Source organism: Sphingopyxis sp. PAMC25046, assembly GCF_004795895.1.
In the GTDB taxonomy this organism is placed as follows: domain Bacteria; phylum Pseudomonadota; class Alphaproteobacteria; order Sphingomonadales; family Sphingomonadaceae; genus Sphingopyxis.
In genome coordinates this window covers 3,686,730-3,703,882 of the sequence record NZ_CP039250.1, presented here as the reverse complement: position 1 = coordinate 3,703,882, position 17,153 = coordinate 3,686,730, and the positions used below count along the sequence as shown (strand labels likewise).

The following is a 17,153-nucleotide window of genomic DNA, read 5'->3' as shown; positions in this document are numbered from 1 at the left end:
TATCGCGCGGCCGTCTTGTTCGTCGCTTCGCTGCCCTGTAGGGCGCAAAACATGACGCGCCGGTTTCCAAAGGACAACGATTGATCAAGATTCTCTTCGTCGTTCTGCTGCTTGTGCTGTTGTTCGGCGGCGGCGCCAAGATGATAGTCGCGGGCGGCGCGAAGTCGCTCGACATGGCGGACCGGCTGCTCGGGCAGGGCGAGGGCGCGCGGCTGTTGCTCGCCGACCAGCCCTATGGCCGCGGACCGCGCCAGTCACTCGACATCTGGGTTCCCGATAGCCTCGAAAAGGGCGACCGGTTGCCGGTGGTCGTTTTCTTCTACGGCGGCGGCTGGGACAGCGGCGAGCGGGGTAGCTATGGCTTCGCCGGGCGCGCATTGGCGCGGCAGGGCTTTGTCGTGGTGATTCCCGATTACCGTCTGGTGCCCAAGGCGCACTGGCCCGACTTTATCGAGGATAGCGCGGCGGCGGTCGCGTGGACGCATGAACATATCGCCAAGCTTGGCGGCGATCCCGAACGGATCGCGCTGATGGGCCATTCGGCGGGTGCCTATAATGCCGCGATGCTGGCGCTCGACCCGCAATGGCTGCGCGCGGCGAAGAGCGATCCGTCGATTATCCGGGGCGTCGCAGGGCTGGCCGGACCCTATGATTTCCTCCCGCTCGAAAAGGGTGGTCGCGGCGACCGGGCGATGGGCAAGGTCAAGCCGATCGAGAAAACGCAGCCGATCCATTTCGTGCGCGGCGATGCGCCGCCCTTGTGGCTGGCGACGGGCGACGAGGATGATACAGTGCGCCCGCGCAACAGCCAGAATCTCGCCGCCGCGATCGAAAAGATGGGGGGCTCGGCGACGCTGCGCATCTATCCGGGCATGGGGCATACCGGCATCGTCATGGCGCTCGCCGCGCCGTTCAGGAGCCGCGGGCCGGTGCTCGACGAAGCCACCGATTTCCTGCGCGGCGTGACCGGCCGCCGCATCGCGCCCGCCGAGGCGGCAGGATGAGCGCGCCGATCCCCGCGATCGTTCTCGCGGGCAGCCGACCCGGGCCCGATCCGCTGCTGTCGGGAAGCGGGGTAGCGACCAAGGCGTTGCTGCCGATCGCGGGACGGGCGATGCTCGTCCATGCCGTGGAAGCGCTCCGGAACTCGCCGTTGGTCGGGCCGATCACGATCCTGGCGCAGAATAGCGCCGAACTGGCCGCCGAGCCGGGTCTCGCGGATTTCGCCGACCTGCATTTCGCCGATTCGGGGCAGGGGATCAGCAGCTCGCTTGCCGCCGCATTGCCGCCGAGCGATGATCCGCTGCTTGTCACCACCGCCGACAATGTGCTGCTGACGCCGACGATGATCGCTGAATTCCTCGGCGGTGCGGCGGACAGCGATGTGGCGGTGGCGATGGTCGAGCGTGACGTGCTGCTTGCACGCTATCCGGAATCCAGGCGCACCTGGCTGAAGTTCCGTGGCGGCTGGTGGTCGGGCGCGAACATGTTTTGGCTTCGCGGACGCCGCGTGTTGCCGCTGCTCGATTTCTGGGGGCGAATCGAGCGCGACCGCAAGAAGGGGCTGAAGATCATTGCCGCCTTCGGTCCCTGGCTGCTCATCGGAGCGTTGCTGCGCTTCTTCACGATCCAGCAGGGGATCGCGCACGCCGGACTGCGTTTCGGGCTGAAAGCAAAGGTGGTACCGATGTCCGAGCCCGAGGCGTGCATCGACGCCGACAAGCCCGTCGATATCGAGCTGATCGAAGCGATATTTGCCGCGCGGCGCCGAGCGGCTATAGGGCGGCTCCTATGACCATCGAGAAAGCCATCATCCTGTCGGCCGGGCAAGGATCGCGCCTGCTGCCGCTGACCCGCGACATCCCCAAATGCCTGATCGAGTTCAACGGCCGCAGCCTGATCAGCTGGCAGGTCGCGGCGCTCGTCGCGAACGGGATCAAGGACATCGTGGTCGTCACCGGCTTTCGAACCGAGCGCGTCGAGGATCACGCGCTGCAGCTTTATCGTGACACCGGTGCGCGGATCCGCACCCTGTTCAACCCCTTCTTTCAGGTAGCCGACAATCTGGGCACCTGCTGGATCGCGCGCGAGGAGATGGACCGCGATTTCATCATCCTCAACGGCGACACCATCGTCTCGGACGAGATCGTGGCGAAGCTGATCGCGGGCGCGAACGAGCCGATCAATGTCACCGTCGACGTCAAGGCCGACTATGACGATGACGATATGAAGGTGAACCGCGACGACGAAGGGCGGCTGCATCACATCGGCAAGCGGCTGCTGCCGCCCGACACCAATGCCGAATCGATCGGCATGCTGGCGTTCGTCGGCGACGGCCCGTCGATCTTCCGCAATCAGGTCGACCAGATGATGCGCACCCCCGACGGTGTCGAGCGCTGGTATCTGCGCGCGATCGACATCATCGCGAAGGGCAACCGCGTCGGCACCGTGTCGATCGAGGGGCTCGAATGGCAGGAAGTCGACTTCCCGCAGGATGTCGAAGCCGCCGATGCGCTCACCGAGAAATGGGCCGAAGAAGGCCGCTACGCGAAATAGGGTTTGAGCCAGCCGGCGAGCGCGGCGATCTGTGCGTCGCCCAGCTTCACCGCCTGCCCGAGGTCGGGTTGCGCTGGCCAGCCGGCATCGCCGATCGTTAAGCCTGCACCGCTACGGTCGCCCTCATAGCGGGGCAGCACGTGGAAATGGACGTGCGGATCGACCATCATCAGCATCAGATAGTTGATCTTCGTATAGCCGACCGCCTCGCTCAGCGCGGCCTCGATTGCGGCGGTTACGGTTTTCAGTTCGGCATGCGCTTCGGTGGGTAAGTCGCCGAATGCGGTCGCATCCGATTTCGCCGCCAGCACGAGCGCGCCGAGCACCGGCTGCGCGGGGCGGATCAGCACGACCCAATGATCATATTCGGCGATCAGCGTCGCGGGGTGGCCGAACTTCTCGATCGTTGCGTTCATGCTTCTTCCATCCAGCTGACGATCGGGCGGCCCGAACGCTTGGCGGCATAGGCTTGCACCAGCCGCACGGCGTGGACGACCAGCGAGATGATTGTCCACCAGGCGAGCGCGATCAGGCCAATGTCGGGGCGCCCGGCGAGCGTCGCGAAAAAGAGGATCGCGAAATTGGGATTGCGGCGCGCGGTGATGAGGCGGAACTGGCTGTCGAACCTTTGCCAGACATGGATGTCCATGCCGAAGTCCTTGATGAACAGTCCCTCGATCACGCGCTGGAGTATGTAGCCCGCGACGACCGCGATCATCACCCAAAGGAAGGTCTGGCCGGACAGCGCAAGGCCCCAGGTGCCAAGCCCGACGCCCCAGAAATACCACCAGAAGGGCGGATGGATCAGGTCAACGCCATGGTCGGCGACATTGCCCCATTTCGACGAGGTGATCGTGCAGCGCGCGAGCTTTCCGTCGACCGTGTCGAGCACCATGAAGATGAAGCCCGCGAGCATGCCGGTCCAATAATGACCATAAGCGAAGAGGTAGGTCGCATAGGCGCAGAGCGCCGCGCCGATCGCGGTGACCATGTTCGGGGTCATCCCGATGCTCGCGGCGCCGCGCGTCAGCCATAGCGCGAGTTCGGGCCAGAGATATTTGGTCAGCGCGTCGGTGACGCCCTTATAGGCGCCGAAATAGCTTTTCCGCTCGATCGCACGCCGCGTTTCGGGCGTCAGCCGCTGGATGAAGGGGCAATCGAGCTTGCGTAGCTGGCGGTTGTAGATCTGCGGGTTGTCTCGATAGTCGATGACGGTCAGTGCGCCGCAATGCTGCGCGATATCGGCCGGGGTCATGCCGCCGGTCAGATGCGCCATTATGAGGTCGCCGCCATCCATCACCACGGCGCCGGGCAGCATGACGATATGGCGCAGCCACACCGGGTCGAAGACATAGTCGAGATTGACGTAAAGTCGTGCTGTCGCGGATGTTTCAGGCAGGCCTTCGGCGCGCGCCAGTCGCCGTAGCCGCTCGGCATTGGTCATGCCCCACAGCGGCGTCGAATTTTCGCCGATCGGGGTCAGCGCGGGCAGAGGGTCGGCGTCGGTCATCCGCCGCTCTTATCCTGCCCGGCGTTCTTTGCAAGGAAGCCGAGGATCGCTTCGGCGCCGCGCCGCGCCGCGCCCGCCGGATCGCCGCCGATCGATTCGGCCAGCCGTTCGCGCTGGGCGTTGGCATACAGCGGATGGTGTGCGGGCGCCCGTTCGAGCGCGTCGGGAAGCTCTGCAAGATCGCTGACGACATCGCCGAGCGTCCAGAAGAGGTAATCGGGATCGTCGGCCCAATCGACCTGATGCGCGTTGAGAAACAGGCAGGGGCGCGGGGTGGCGAGAAATTCATATACCTGGCTGCTGACATCGCCGAGATAGATGTCGGCGCCGCTCGTGTAGCTCATGTCGAACAGGCGGTCGGATCCAAGGTCGATCAGCAGCTTGCCCGGCACCGCCAGCTTCGTCACCACCGCGCGCTCGGCATCGCTCGCCTCGGCGAACAGCCGGACGTGCGGTGCGACGATCAGGTTGTAGCGGTCTTGGCCTGCGAACCAGGCGATGATGTCGCGGCCGAAGCTATCCCACGACGATAGCTCGCGCTTGAAATGCGGCGCGTAGAGGACGGTTGGCCGGCCATTGGCGAACAATGGTTCGCGCGCCGCCTGCAACCGCGGCATCAGGTCGAGCTTTACATAGCCGTTCACCGCATAATGGCCCCGCCGGATTGTCCCGGCATCGAGCAGGCGTTGCTCGCTCTTCTCACCCGCGACGAGCACGAAATCGAAATGGCGGTCGCGTGGATCGAGCATGATCGCGCGGTCGCCCGCGCCGTGCGGCGTGAAGATCAGCCGCGTCCTGCGCGGCAGGAAATGCCGGATCGAGGTGGTCGTCCGCTCGGGCACGACGATCGCATCGAATTGCCGCAGAAAGGGCAGGGCATCGAACAGCATCGGCAGGCGCGGATTGCGGAAGAGGCCCATGTCACGAAGCCAGCGGGGCAAGCCCTTCTGGCCGAGCAGGGTGGTGTTCGGAGAGAAGCCCGGATAGGCTGGCGCGACCTGCTCGACCACGCGCAAATGATCGGCGCTCGTGACGGCGACGTCGATGACTTGCCCCGCCGCGGCCATCTCCGCTGCGATGGGCAGCGCATGGAACACATGATGCGGCTCGCCGATGAAGAGGAAGAGGATGCGCATCAAAGATGTTCCGCCACTGCGGCGTCCTCGAAATTCGCGGCGCGCCAGCCATGCTTCGCGGCGAGCCGGATATATTTGTCGCCGCGCCCGATCAGCCAGGCCTCACCGGCCAGCGCGAAGGTCGGCGCGTCGCTGAGATGATCCGAATAGGCGCGAATATGCGCCGCGCCGCCCGGGGCGTTCACGGCGAGCCATTCGCTGACGCGCCGCGCCTTTTCCTCGCCGTAACAATTGGGCCCGTCGAGCAGCGGTAACCAGCTACCCGCATCGTCGCGCCGGTGGCGCGAGGCGACGATGGCGTCGAAGCCGAGCGCCTCGGCGATCGCACCCGCGTAGAATTCGGGGGCGGCGGTGGCCATCAGCAGCCGATAGCCCTCGGCCCGGTCGCGCGCGATGCACGCGGCGGCGCCCGGCGGGACGTCGCGCGGAACGCGCCACGCGGCAAAGGCGGCGGCAAGCGTTTCGGCCCGCTCGGGCGCGATGCTCGCACCCAGCATCAGGCGAATGGCGGCGGGCTTGAACCGGTCGCGCCCGTAAAGACGCAGCGCATGGCCGATCATCAGCGCTGCGAGCGCGGGCAGCAGCAGCAAGCGCCAAGGCGCCTCGCGCCACGCCGCCCACAGCAGGAACAGCGTGAAGGTCGGTGCACGAAGCACGGTCCGGTCGAGATCGTAAATCGCGACGCGGGGGAGGGATGTCGCGTCGGTCATGCGGTTTCGGGTTCGAACAGCCGAAGCTTGCGGCCGGTCTTGCCGAGCGACATACGATCGCCGAGCGGCAGGGCGAAGCGCAGCGCAAGCCATATAGACGCGGCGGCGATCAGCCCGAGCAGCGGCAGCGAAAGCGCGTCGGGCAAAAGGTCGGCGAGCACCGCGGCGGTGCCGGCTGCGAGGGTGATCGCAAGGCCGCGCAGTGCCACCGCCGGAAATTGGGCGTCGAAGGGGTGAAGCTTTTCGGTGATCGCCAGCTGCACCATCGGGATCGCCGCCATCACGACGAGGCCGAGGGCGGTCGCGAGCGTCACCCCCGTCAGCGGGTCGAGATGGCCGACGATCAGCCAGCCCGCGCCGATCGCGACGGCGACGCCGAAGATGCTGGCGGTGAGCTGATGCCGGAAGGCGGCGACGACCTGCAGCACTGGCGCCGAAATGCCGAGCACCGCTTCGGCGGCGCGGGCGAACAGCAGGACGACCAGCGCGGCTTGCGCCGCCTGCGCGCCGTGCCCGAACAGACCGAGCAGCGACGCGCTGCCCGCCGCGAGCACGGCAGCGAGCGGCAGCGCGATCGCGAGGATAAGTCGCGTGGCATAGGCATAGATGTCGGCTACCTGGCGCCGGTCCTCGCGCTCGGCGCTGGCGGCGAGCGGCGCCATCACATAGGTGAAGGCGATGCGCACAAGCTGGACGACGCTCGACAATTTGCGCGCGATCGTGAACAGCCCCGCGGCCGCCGCGCCCGCCGCGCCCGGCAGCAGCATGTTGAGGATCAGCGCCGGGGCGTCGCCGAACAGCCGCGCGATGATGTTCGAGGGCAGGATCGAGAGGCCCGCCAAAAAGGTGTTGCGCGCGGTCTCTCCCGCCCACGGCCCGCGCCACAGGTCGGCGAAGCTGTAGTGGCGCGCGAGCAGCCGGATGCTGAGCGCCGCGGTGATGCCAAGCGAACAGAGGTGTGCGATGAACAGCCCCTTGAGGCCGAGGCCGCCCGCGAAGAACAGCCCCGCGAACACGAGCCGCATCACCTGTTCCCATACGATCCGCAGGCGTATCTCGGCACCGAATAGCATGCGCGCGCGCAATGCCGAGGTCGCGATCTCGACGAAGGCCCAGAGCGGCAGCGCCCAGACGAAAATGCGGATCGCTGGGGTGACGAGCTCGCGGTCCTTCGCCGCGACGTTGAGCAACGGCGCGAGGTCGGCGGCGAAGACGGCGACGAACGCCGCGACGAGGATGCACGGCCCGACGCCGAAGACCATCGCCGTGCGCAGCGCCGCCGCGGCTTCGGCATTGCTGGCCGATTGCGGGACGGTGCGCTGCATCGCGCTTGTCATGCCGAGATCGAAGATATTCTCGAGCAGGTTCACCGCCGCCCACAGCACCGCGTAGAGGCCGTAACCCGCGAGCCCGAACATCAGGACGTAGAGCGGCTGCGCGACGATTTCGACCACCGCGCCCAGCCGCGCCAGCACGGTCGTGCCGAGCCCGCGCGCGACGCTGCGGCTGGTAACGGCGGGCTGGGCGGCGCTTTCGCTCATCATCGCCGCCCTAGCGTCTTGCCCGCGCGCCTGCCAGCGGCTTTCGCGCTTTCACTCGCCATCACCCCCTTGTCGACTCCGCCAATCGGGTCTAGGCAGCCCGCGATTGCATAGGGAAGACCGCGATATGGCTCAATTTGTCCTGCCCAAGAACAGCCGCCCGCAAAAGACGGGCACGGTCCACAAGGCCGAGGGCGCGACCGCTGTCAAGAAATTCAAAGTCTATCGCTATGACCCCGACAAGGGGCAGAATCCGCATTTCGACACGTTCGAGATCGATACCGAAAAATGCGGCCCGATGGTGCTCGACGCGCTGATCAAGATGAAGAGCGAGCAGGATTCGACGCTGACCTTCCGCCGCTCGTGCCGCGAGGGCATTTGCGGCAGCTGTTCGATGAACATGAACGGCAAGAACGGCCTCGCCTGCACGACCGCGATCGAGGATCTGAAGGGCGACATCACGATCACCCCGCTGCCGTCGATGGACGTGATCAAGGATCTCGTCCCCGACTTCACCCATTTCTATGCGCAATATGCGTCGATCGAACCCTGGCTCAAGACCAAGACCACGACGCCGAGCGGCAAGGAGCGGCTGCAGTCGCCCGAGGAACGCGAAAAGCTCGACGGGCTTTACGAGTGCATCCTCTGCGCCTGCTGTTCGACGAGCTGCCCAAGCTATTGGTGGAACAGCGACAAGTTCCTCGGCCCTGCGATCCTGCTGCAAGCCTATCGCTGGCTCGCCGACAGCCGCGACGAGATGACCGGCGAACGGCTCGACGAGCTGGAAGATCCGTTCCGCCTCTATCGCTGCCACACGATCATGAACTGCGCCAACGCCTGCCCCAAGGGCCTGAGCCCGGCGCGCGCGATCGCCGAGATCAAGAAGCTGGAAGCCGAGCGGCAGGTCTGATGCGCGGCGCGCTCGCGGCATTCGCTGCGCTGGCGCTCGCTTCCTGTGCATCGACGACCGAACCGCGAAACGTTGTCGAACTCCCCGGTGCGGTCGCACTTGGCGATACGACCTGGCTTGTTCCCGGCCGCTTCGATCCGGAGCGTTCGCCCGACGGCAACAGCGTGATCCTGAAAGGGACGGCGGGTGCCATCCTCGTCGATACGGGGCGTTATCCGAGCCACGCAGAAAGAGTGGAAAAGGCTCTCGACGAACTCGGCCTGCCGCTCGCCGCGATCGTCAACACGCACTGGCATCTCGATCATGTCAGCGGCAATCTGGCGCTCAAGGCGGGACGGCGCGATGTGCGCGTCTACGGAACCTCCGCCATCGACGGCGCGCTCGCCGGCTTTCTCGCGGACAGCGCGGCGGCTTCGAGCAAGGCGCTCGCCGAGGGGCGCATTCCCGCCGCGGCGGTTCCGGACGTGAAAGGCGATCTGGCGACAATCGGGCGCGGGCGGAAATTGCGCGCCGACATCGTCGTCGACGAGCCGCACGATGCCGTCTTCGCCGGCCGGCCGCTGTCGTTGCGGATCGCGCGCCGCGCGGCGACCGAACGCGATCTCTGGATATACGACGCCGATGCCGAACGCGCGATCGTCGGAGACCTAGTCACGCTTCCCGTCCCCTTTCTCGATACTGCTTGCCCCGAAGGCTGGCTGGAGGCGCTTGGCGATGTTGCGCGGTCGAGCGCCCGGCAGATCGTGCCCGGCCATGGCCCGGTCATGGACATGCCCGCCTTTGCACGCTGGCGTGCCGCATTTGGCGATTTTATCGCTTGCGCGCGCGGGCGGAGCGCGCTTGAGACCTGTTCGGCCGGATGGGTTTCCGGCGCCGCCGAATGGATCGGCGGCGATAGCGCCCGCGCCAAGGCGATGGCCGATTATTATGGCGAACGCGTTCGCTCGGGAAAACTGGACGGATATTGCAGGGCATGAACGACGGGATCGAAGAGCCGAAGCGGCGCGAGAATTTCAGCGCCGAACAATTGGCCGACGGATGGGTCAGCTGGAACCTCAAGGATCAGAGCCGGTTCAACGCCTTTATCGAGCCGCTTTCGGTGCGCGTCGAGCCCCCGACCGACGACGGTCGGCCGCGCGCGCGGGTTCGCATGTTGCCCGAGCGCAAGCACAGCAACCTCGGCGACAATGTCCATGGCGCGGTCAGCCTTGCGCTCGTCGACATCGCGCTGTTCGCTGCGTCGCACCAGTTCGGGTCGCTCGATGCCGGCCATTCGGTCACGCTCGACCTGTCGACGCAATTCGTCGGCGCGGGCCGCGTCGGCGAGCCGCTTGACGCCGTGGTCGAGCTGGTGCGCGAAACCGGCCGGCTGATCTTCCTGCGCGGGCTGGTCGTGCAGGGCGAGGATGACGGCCATATCGTGCTGAGCTTCGCCGGAACGATCCGCAAGGCGAGCCGCAAGTGACCGCCGTCCTTGCGGCTTATGACGCGCTTGTCGCGGCGGGCGAGCTCCGCCCGGATCCCGAGCAGCGCGCGGCGGCCACGCGGTTGAATGAGCTACAGGGCGAACTTGAGGCGGTGCCCAAGCGCGGCAGCCTGCTCTGGCGTCTCGCGGGGCGCAAGCCCGATGCACTGCGCGGCGTCTATCTGTGGGGCGCAGTCGGGCGCGGCAAATCGATGCTGATGGATCTCTTCTACGACCAGCTCGCGATCCAGCGGAAGCGGCGCGTCCATTTCCACGCCTTCATGCTCGACGTCCATGCGCGAATGCGCGAGGTCAGGAAGACCGAGAGCGGCGATCCGATCCCGCTCGTCGCCGAAGCGCTTGCCGAAAATACCCGCTGCCTCGCCTTCGACGAGATGGTCGTGAACAACAGCGCCGATGCGATGATCCTCTCGCGCTTGTTCACCGCGCTGATCGATCATGGCGTGACGATGGTGGCGACGTCGAACCGGCCGCCGAAGGATCTCTACAAGGACGGGCTCAATCGCGAGCATTTCCTGCCCTTCATCGCGCTCGTTGAGGAACGGCTCCACGTCATGGGGCTGAACGGCCCGACCGATTACCGCCGCGACCGGCTTGGCGACGGCGCGCGCTGGTTCGTTCCCGCCGACGATGCCGCGAGCGCGGCGCTGTCGGCCGCCTTCTTTCGCCTGACCGACTATCCGCCCGAGGACCGCGCGCATGTGCCGAGCCTCGACCTCGATGTTGGCGGCGGGCGAACGCTGCATGTGCCGAAGGCGCTGAAGGGCGTCGCGGTCTTTTCGTTCAAGCGGCTCTGCGGCGAGGCGCGCGGGGCGGCCGACTATCTCGCCGTCGCGCGCCATTTTCACGCCGTGATCATCGTCGGCATCCCGCGCATGGGGCCCGAGAACCGCAACGAGGCGGCGCGCTTCGTCACGCTGATCGATGCGCTTTACGAATATAAGGTCAAGCTGCTCGCAAGCGCCGCGGCGATGCCCGACCAGCTTTATGTCGCGGGCGACGGCGCGTTCGAATTCGAGCGCACCGCAAGCCGCCTCGCCGAAATGCAGTCGGACGATTACCTCGCGCTAGGCCATGGCCAACAGGATGCCGCCGGCGATCTTTCCCCAGCGTGATGTGTTTGCGGCGACATAGGTGAGGCTACGGACATAGCGCATTTCGTGCGCGAGATGTCCCGCCGCCTGTTCGGCGGTGCGGCGGAGCGTCCGTAAGGGTCGCGGTTCGGGCGGCCTGATTGGCCCCGGTCGCGCCGGTGGCAAGGGCAGGTCGGCAAAGCCCCCGTTTGTCACGCGGTGGTCGGCCGCCACCGCCTGGCACATTGCTTCCATGCGGGCGATCGCCAGCCGGTTCGGTACCGCGCGATCGCGACTCAAGAGTTCGAAGCTATGGCTGAAGGCAGAGAACTGGATCGCTCCGCTTGCCGCCGCATGGTCCAGCGCATCGCGCATCTCCTCTTCGGACATCGCGCACAATTGCGCCGGGCGAAAGCTGTCGGCGCCATCCATCAGCCCGCTGACTGGCACTTCGCAGACGCCATGGTGCAGGCGCATCCCGATATTGCGTCGGTCGAGCGCAATGTCGCAGCCCTGGCCCGCATAAGCGCCGTTGAAGCTGCTGTCATAATCGAAACCCAGCGCTGCGAGCGCGCGCAGCGTATCGTCGTTGGCGCCGAAATTGCCAGCGCGAAAGGCGACCGGATCGGGCGCGCCCGCGCGCATCAGCATATCCGCCGCCAGCCCGATCAGCTTTTTCTGCGCCGCGAGTGGAAAGTCGCCAATGTTCCGCCCCGTCAGCCGTCCGACCGGGGTGAAGCGCGCGAAGGCGAGCCATTCGGTGTGGATATGGAGTTGCACTTCGTGACCGCGTGCGACGATAGGGGCGACGATATCGCGGACGATCGACGGGCCATGGACGAGCGCCGGCATCGGATCGACGAAGAACACGCCTTTCAGGCCGTATCTTTCGAGCATGTCCATCTGGAAATGGATGCCGAAATCGCCGTCGCGGCAGCGGCCGAGGATCGAGCTTTCGAAATTGGCGCGCGCGTCATGGCCCCGTTGATAGAGGCCGGCCGACAATTCGGTATCGAAGCTGATGATCGCGCGCGTCACCATGAGCACGTAACAAAGCGGGGATAAGACAGGGTTAATCGGTGCCGGGGCGATCCCCTATGCGGACGACGCATTTTTGTTCCATTCCACCGCGAACGCGTTGCGATCTTGTCATATCTCGCGCCAGCCTATTGTCGAAATCATATCTCAGACGCTTTATTGTTATTGCGAACTATTATCAGAAAAAGGCGGTTTTTCGTCCTTTTGGCGGTTGTTTCGTTAAGGGAATCGGCGTAGGGCGTCGCCAGTCTTGGGACCGGAGCGGAGCTTTAGCCCGTGCTCCCGCCGGTCTGTGAACCAATTGCCGGGCTTGCCAGGAAGGGAGTGCCGCGCGCCATGGGACGCAAGAAGATCGCTTTGATCGGAGCCGGGAATATCGGCGGAACGCTGGCGCTGCTCGCCGCGCAGAAGGAACTGGGCGATGTCGTCCTGTTCGACGTCGTCGAAGGCGTGCCGCAGGGCAAGGCGCTCGACCTGTCGCAGGTCGGCCCGATCGCGGGCTTCGACGCGAAGATCACTGGCTCGAACGATTACAAGGACATCGCGGGCGCCGATGTCATCATCGTCACCGCCGGTGTCGCCCGCAAGCCGGGCATGAGCCGCGACGACCTGCTCGGCATCAATCTGAAAGTGATGAAAGCCGTGGGTGAGGGCATCAAGGCCAACGCCCCCGACGCCTTCGTCATCTGCATCACCAACCCGCTCGACGCCATGGTCTGGGCGCTGCGCGAATTCTCGGGCCTCCCGCACAACAAGGTTGTCGGCATGGCCGGCGTGCTCGACTCGGCGCGCTTCAGCCACTTCATCGCCGACGAATTCGACGTGTCGGTGAAGGATGTGAACACCTTCGTGCTCGGTGGCCACGGCGACACGATGGTTCCCGTCGTCCGCTACTCGACGGTCAACGGAATCCCCGTTCCCGACCTCGTCAAGATGGGCCTGTCGTCGCAGGACAAGATCGACGCGATCGTCAAGCGCACCCGCGGCGGCGGCGGCGAGATCGTCGCGCTGCTCGGCACCGGTTCGGCTTTCTATGCGCCGGCAGCCTCGGGCATCGCGATGGCCGAAGCCTATCTGGGCGACCAGAAGCGCATTCTGCCCTGCGCCGCCTATGTCGACGGCCAGTACGGCGTCGATGGCCTGTATGTCGGCGTGCCGGTGATGATCGGTGCGGGCGGCGTCGAGAAGATCGTCGAAATCGAACTCGACGATGCCGACAGGGCGGGCCTGCAGGTCTCGGTCGATGCGGTCAAGGAACTGCTCGACGCGTGCAAGAATCTGGATTCGAGCCTCGCCTGAACTCTTTCTAGCCCGCTCGGCCGAAACGGCAGGGCGGGCTGACTCTCCCCGGGAGATTTAGAACATGTCCATCCTCATCGACAAGAATACCAAGGTCATCACGCAAGGGATGACCGGTGCCACCGGCACCTTCCACACCGAACAGGCGCTCGCCTATGGCACGCAGATGGTCGGCGGCGTGACGCCGGGCAAGGGCGGCACGACGCACATAGGTCTGCCGATGTTCAACACGGTCGCGGAAGCGAAACACGCGACCGGCGCGACCGCCTCGGTCATCTATGTGCCGCCGCCGTTCGCCGCCGACTCGATCCTCGAGGCGATCGATGCCGAGATCGAGTTGATCGTCGCGATCACCGAGGGTATTCCGGTGCTCGACATGGTCAAGGTCAAGCGCGCGCTCTCGGGTTCGAAATCGCGCCTGATCGGCCCGAACTGCCCCGGCGTGCTGACCCCCGACGAGTGCAAGATCGGTATCATGCCCGGCAACATCTTCAAGAAGGGCAGCGTCGGCGTCGTCTCGCGTTCGGGCACGCTGACCTATGAAGCCGTGTTCCAGACCTCGAACGTCGGCCTCGGCCAGACCACCGCGGTCGGCATCGGCGGCGACCCGGTCAACGGCACCAACTTCATCGACGTGCTCGAACTCTTCCTCGCCGACGAAGCGACCAAGTCGATCATCATGATCGGCGAAATCGGCGGCGACGCCGAAGAACAGGCCGCGCAGTTCCTGATCGACGAGGCGAAGCGCGGCCGCAAGAAGCCGATGGCCGGCTTCATCGCAGGCCGCACCGCGCCTCCGGGCCGCCGCATGGGCCATGCCGGGGCGATTGTGTCGGGCGGTAAGGGCGACGCCGAAAGCAAGATCGCGGCGATGGAAGCTGCCGGCATCAAGGTGTCGGCGAGCCCGTCGGAACTCGGCACAACGCTCGCCGAAGTGCTCAAGGAACGCGTCTGAGCCAAGCGGCCCGCCGGTACCCTTTGTCGGCGGGCCTCCGCTCCCCATATGGAAATACCCACCCCTTCCTCCCCGTGGAAAAGCAGATGAACCTCGAACGACAAAGCTTCGACATCGACGAGCCGCAGGCCGGCCCGAGCTGGGCGCCAAAGAACTGGCCCCGGATCGACAGCGACGACTTGACCGCCGCGCTCGACCCGCAGCAGATGCAGGTCGCGGTGAAGGCAGCCGCCGCAAAGGCGGGCGCCGCGCTGTCGAGCGCCGAGGTCGAGCGCGCCGCCGACGATTCGATCCGCGCGATGATGCTGATCCGCACCTATCGGGTGCGCGGCCACCTCGCCGCCACGCTCGATCCGCTGGGGCTCAGCCAGCGCGAGCTACCCGCCGACCTGACGCCCGAATATCACGGATTCGTTGGCGCCGATCAGGACCGGCCCGTGTATATCGGTGGAACGCTGGGGCTCGAAAAGGCCACGATCCGCGAGATCGTCGCGATCCTGCGCGCCAATTATTGCGGCCATGTCGGCCTCGAATATATGCACATCTCCGACGTCGAGGAGCGCCGCTTCCTGCAGGACCGGATGGAGGGCGCCGACAAGAGCGTCGAATTCACCCGCGAAGGCAAGCGCGCGATCCTCAACAAGGTGATCGAAGCCGAGGAGTGGGAGAAATTCCTCGCGCGCAAATATGTCGGCACCAAGCGTTTCGGGCTCGACGGCGGCGAATCGATGATCCCCGCGATGGAATCGATCATCAAATATGGCGGCCAATATGGCGTGAAGGAAATCGTTTACGGCATGGCGCACCGCGGGCGGCTCAACATGCTCGCGAACGTCATGGCCAAGCCCTATCAGGTGATCTTCCACGAATTCGCCGGCGGCAGCGCCAACCCCGACGACATCGGCGGTTCGGGCGACGTCAAATATCACCTCGGAACCTCGACCGACCGCGAGTTCGACGGGGTCTCGGTGCATATGTCGCTCGTCCCCAACCCCTCGCACCTCGAGGCGGTCGATCCGGTCGTTCTCGGCAAGGTGCGCGCGCAGCAGGTGGTGCGCGACGACCTCGCCGAACATACGCAGGTGCTGCCGGTCCTGATCCACGGCGACGCGGCCTTCGCAGGGCAAGGGATCGTCTGGGAATGCCTCGGCTTCTCGGGCATCCGCGGTTACAATACCGGCGGCTGCATCCACTTCATCGTCAACAATCAGATCGGTTTCACGACCAGCCCGCAGTTCGCGCGTTCGTCGCCCTATCCTTCAGACGTCGCCAAGGGCGTTCAGGCGCCGATCCTTCACGTCAACGGCGACGATCCTGAAGCCGTGACCTTCGCGTGCAAGCTCGCGATCGATTTTCGCCAGCAGTTCAAGCGCGACGTCGTGATCGACATGTGGTGCTATCGCCGTTTCGGCCATAATGAAGGCGACGAGCCTTCTTTCACCCAGCCTTTGATGTATGAACGCATCCGCAAGCATCCACCGGTGTCGCAGCTTTGCGCAGCGAAGCTGCAGGATGAGGGCGTGATCGACGCGGGTTGGGCCGACGCCCGCCGCGCCGAATTCACCGCGCGGCTCGAAAGCGATTTCGAGGCGGCGAAGACGTACAAGCCGAACAAGGCCGACTGGTTCGCCGGGCGCTGGTCGGGTCTCTATGCGCCGACCGATTCCGAACATGCGCGCCGCAACATCGCGACGGGCGTTTCGGAAAAGCTGTTCGATTCGATCGGTCGCACGCTGACGACGATCCCCGCCGACGTCGAGGTTCATAAAACACTGCGCCGCGTGATCGACGCGCGCGGTGCGATGTTCGCCGACAAGAAGGACGGCGAAGTGTTCGACTGGGCGACCGCCGAAAGCCTCGCGTTCGGCACCTTGCTCAGCGAAGGCTATCAGGTCCGCCTGTCGGGACAGGATTCCGGCCGCGGCACCTTCAGCCAGCGCCACGCCGTCTGGGTCGACCAGAAGAGCGAGCAGAAATATGTCCCGCTGACCACCGTGCCGCACGGCCGGTTCGAGGTGCTCGACAGCCCGCTTTCCGAATATGGCGTGCTCGGCTTCGAATATGGCTATGCGATGGCCGATCCGAAGAGCCTCGTGCTCTGGGAAGCGCAGTTCGGCGATTTCGCCAACGGCGCGCAGATCATGATCGACCAGTTCATCGCTGCGGGCGAAGCCAAGTGGCTGCGTGCCAACGGCCTCGTAATGCTGCTGCCGCATGGTTATGAAGGGCAGGGGCCCGAGCACAGCTCGGCGCGCCTCGAACGCTTCCTCCAGCTGTGCGCGGGCGACAATATCCAGGTGTGCAATATTTCGACCCCGTCGAACTATTTCCACGTCCTGCGCCGCCAGATGCTGCGCTCGTTCCGCAAGCCGCTGATCATCATGACGCCCAAGTCGCTGCTTCGCCACAAGCTGGCGGTGTCGCAGCGGTCGGACTTCATCGGCGAGGCGCATTTCCGCCGCATCATGTCCGACCGCACGCCGCCCGCCGATGCCGACATCAAGCGCGTCGTCCTTTGTTCGGGCAAGGTGGGTTACGACCTGATGGAAGCGCGCGACGCAGCGGGCCTCACCGACACGACGGTGATCCGTATCGAGCAGCTCTATCCCTTCCCGGGAGAGGCGCTGGCGGTTCGCCTGAAGCGGATGCCGAAGCTCGAAGAGGTCGTCTGGGCGCAGGAAGAACCGCGCAATAACGGCGCGTGGTTCTTCGTGGGCGAATTGATCGAGGAATCGCTCATCGATGCGGGCCACAAGGGCATGCGTCCGCGCTACGCCGGCCGCGCCGCCGCGGCATCACCCGCGACTGGCCTGATGAGCCGCCACCAGACCGAACAGTCGGCGCTCGTCGCCGACGCGCTCGGCCTGTCGGTTCGCGCCGAAATCCGCCGCACCAAGAAAAAAGCCTGAGCCCAAAGCCCAAGTCCCCAAGGAACTGCA

General features: G+C 65.4%; 16 protein-coding genes. 10 read left to right on the top strand and 6 right to left on the bottom strand.

The features are described 5' to 3' along the window. The first annotated feature begins 80 nt into the window (after nucleotides 1–80). From E5675_RS17415 to E5675_RS17405, 3 genes are read left to right on the top strand one after another with little or no spacing between them, the layout of a single operon-like run. On the top strand, nucleotides 81–1,004 hold the full coding sequence (locus E5675_RS17415) for an alpha/beta hydrolase (RefSeq protein ID WP_136175608.1): 924 nt from the start codon (nucleotides 81–83) through the stop codon (nucleotides 1,002–1,004). Further along, nucleotides 1,001–1,795, top strand: coding sequence for a nucleotidyltransferase family protein (locus E5675_RS17410; protein ID WP_136175607.1), 795 nt, complete (start codon nucleotides 1,001–1,003; stop codon nucleotides 1,793–1,795). The genes E5675_RS17415 and E5675_RS17410 overlap by 4 nt, the downstream gene beginning before the upstream one ends. Further along, nucleotides 1,792–2,556: a phosphocholine cytidylyltransferase family protein gene (locus E5675_RS17405; RefSeq protein ID WP_136175606.1), complete on the top strand. Its 765-nt coding sequence runs from the start codon at nucleotides 1,792–1,794 to the stop codon at nucleotides 2,554–2,556. Before E5675_RS17410 ends, E5675_RS17405 begins: the two co-directional genes overlap by 4 nt. Here E5675_RS17405 and E5675_RS17400 read toward each other — a convergent pair. From E5675_RS17400 to E5675_RS17380, 5 genes are read right to left on the bottom strand one after another with little or no spacing between them, the layout of a single operon-like run. Further along, a complete protein-coding gene (locus E5675_RS17400; protein WP_136175605.1) occupies nucleotides 2,544–2,972 on the bottom strand; it encodes an HIT family protein in 429 nt (142 codons plus the stop codon). The two genes, E5675_RS17405 and E5675_RS17400, sit on opposite strands and share 13 nt — an antisense overlap. Then, the gene (locus tag E5675_RS17395; RefSeq protein WP_136175604.1) at nucleotides 2,969–4,066 is read right to left on the bottom strand and encodes a CDP-alcohol phosphatidyltransferase family protein; all 1,098 of its coding nucleotides are present in this window, start codon (nucleotides 4,064–4,066) and stop codon (nucleotides 2,969–2,971) included. The genes E5675_RS17400 and E5675_RS17395 overlap by 4 nt, the downstream gene beginning before the upstream one ends. Further along, on the bottom strand, nucleotides 4,063–5,202 hold the full coding sequence (locus E5675_RS17390; RefSeq protein WP_136175603.1) for a hypothetical protein: 1,140 nt from the start codon (nucleotides 5,200–5,202) through the stop codon (nucleotides 4,063–4,065). Before E5675_RS17390 ends, E5675_RS17395 begins: the two co-directional genes overlap by 4 nt. Further along, nucleotides 5,202–5,912, bottom strand: coding sequence for an HAD-IB family phosphatase (locus E5675_RS17385; RefSeq protein WP_136175602.1), 711 nt, complete (start codon nucleotides 5,910–5,912; stop codon nucleotides 5,202–5,204). Before E5675_RS17385 ends, E5675_RS17390 begins: the two co-directional genes overlap by 1 nt. After that, nucleotides 5,909–7,456, bottom strand: a complete 1,548-nt coding sequence (locus E5675_RS17380) for an oligosaccharide flippase family protein (protein ID WP_247594670.1) — start codon at nucleotides 7,454–7,456, stop codon at nucleotides 5,909–5,911. Before E5675_RS17380 ends, E5675_RS17385 begins: the two co-directional genes overlap by 4 nt. Nucleotides 7,457–7,580: 124 nt before the next feature. On the opposite strand from E5675_RS17380, the gene E5675_RS17375 reads away from it, so the two are divergent. The 4 genes from E5675_RS17375 to zapE are packed head-to-tail and all read left to right on the top strand — an operon-like array spanning nucleotide 7,581 to nucleotide 10,964. Continuing rightward, entirely contained in the window at nucleotides 7,581–8,363 is a 783-nt protein-coding gene (locus E5675_RS17375) for a succinate dehydrogenase iron-sulfur subunit (protein WP_136175601.1), read from the top strand. Beyond that, nucleotides 8,363–9,340 carry an MBL fold metallo-hydrolase gene (locus tag E5675_RS17370; RefSeq protein WP_136175600.1) on the top strand — a complete coding sequence of 326 codons (978 nt, stop codon included), beginning with the start codon at nucleotides 8,363–8,365 and terminating at the stop codon, nucleotides 9,338–9,340. Before E5675_RS17375 ends, E5675_RS17370 begins: the two co-directional genes overlap by 1 nt. Continuing rightward, on the top strand, nucleotides 9,337–9,828 hold the full coding sequence (locus E5675_RS17365) for a PaaI family thioesterase (protein ID WP_168707916.1): 492 nt from the start codon (nucleotides 9,337–9,339) through the stop codon (nucleotides 9,826–9,828). Before E5675_RS17370 ends, E5675_RS17365 begins: the two co-directional genes overlap by 4 nt. After that, on the top strand, nucleotides 9,825–10,964 hold the full coding sequence (gene zapE / locus E5675_RS17360; RefSeq protein ID WP_136175599.1) for a cell division protein ZapE: 1,140 nt from the start codon (nucleotides 9,825–9,827) through the stop codon (nucleotides 10,962–10,964). The genes E5675_RS17365 and zapE overlap by 4 nt, the downstream gene beginning before the upstream one ends. Here the strand turns inward: zapE and E5675_RS17355 are convergent. Beyond that, nucleotides 10,917–11,963, bottom strand: a complete 1,047-nt coding sequence (locus tag E5675_RS17355) for a polysaccharide deacetylase family protein (RefSeq protein ID WP_136175598.1) — start codon at nucleotides 11,961–11,963, stop codon at nucleotides 10,917–10,919. The two genes, zapE and E5675_RS17355, sit on opposite strands and share 48 nt — an antisense overlap. A gap of 333 nt (nucleotides 11,964–12,296) precedes the next feature. Here E5675_RS17355 and mdh point away from each other — a divergent pair, with 333 nt between their 5' ends. From mdh to E5675_RS17340, 3 genes are all read left to right on the top strand, one after another. Continuing rightward, nucleotides 12,297–13,259 (top strand): malate dehydrogenase, encoded by a 963-nt coding sequence (gene mdh / locus E5675_RS17350; protein WP_136175597.1) that lies wholly within the window; start codon nucleotides 12,297–12,299, stop codon nucleotides 13,257–13,259. Nucleotides 13,260–13,323: 64 nt separating this feature from the next. Further along, nucleotides 13,324–14,214 carry a succinate--CoA ligase subunit alpha gene (gene sucD, locus E5675_RS17345; RefSeq protein WP_136175596.1) on the top strand — a complete coding sequence of 297 codons (891 nt, stop codon included), beginning with the start codon at nucleotides 13,324–13,326 and terminating at the stop codon, nucleotides 14,212–14,214. A gap of 86 nt (nucleotides 14,215–14,300) precedes the next feature. Further along, nucleotides 14,301–17,123, top strand: coding sequence for a 2-oxoglutarate dehydrogenase E1 component (locus tag E5675_RS17340; protein ID WP_136175595.1), 2,823 nt, complete (start codon nucleotides 14,301–14,303; stop codon nucleotides 17,121–17,123). Nucleotides 17,124–17,153 lie beyond the last annotated feature (30 nt).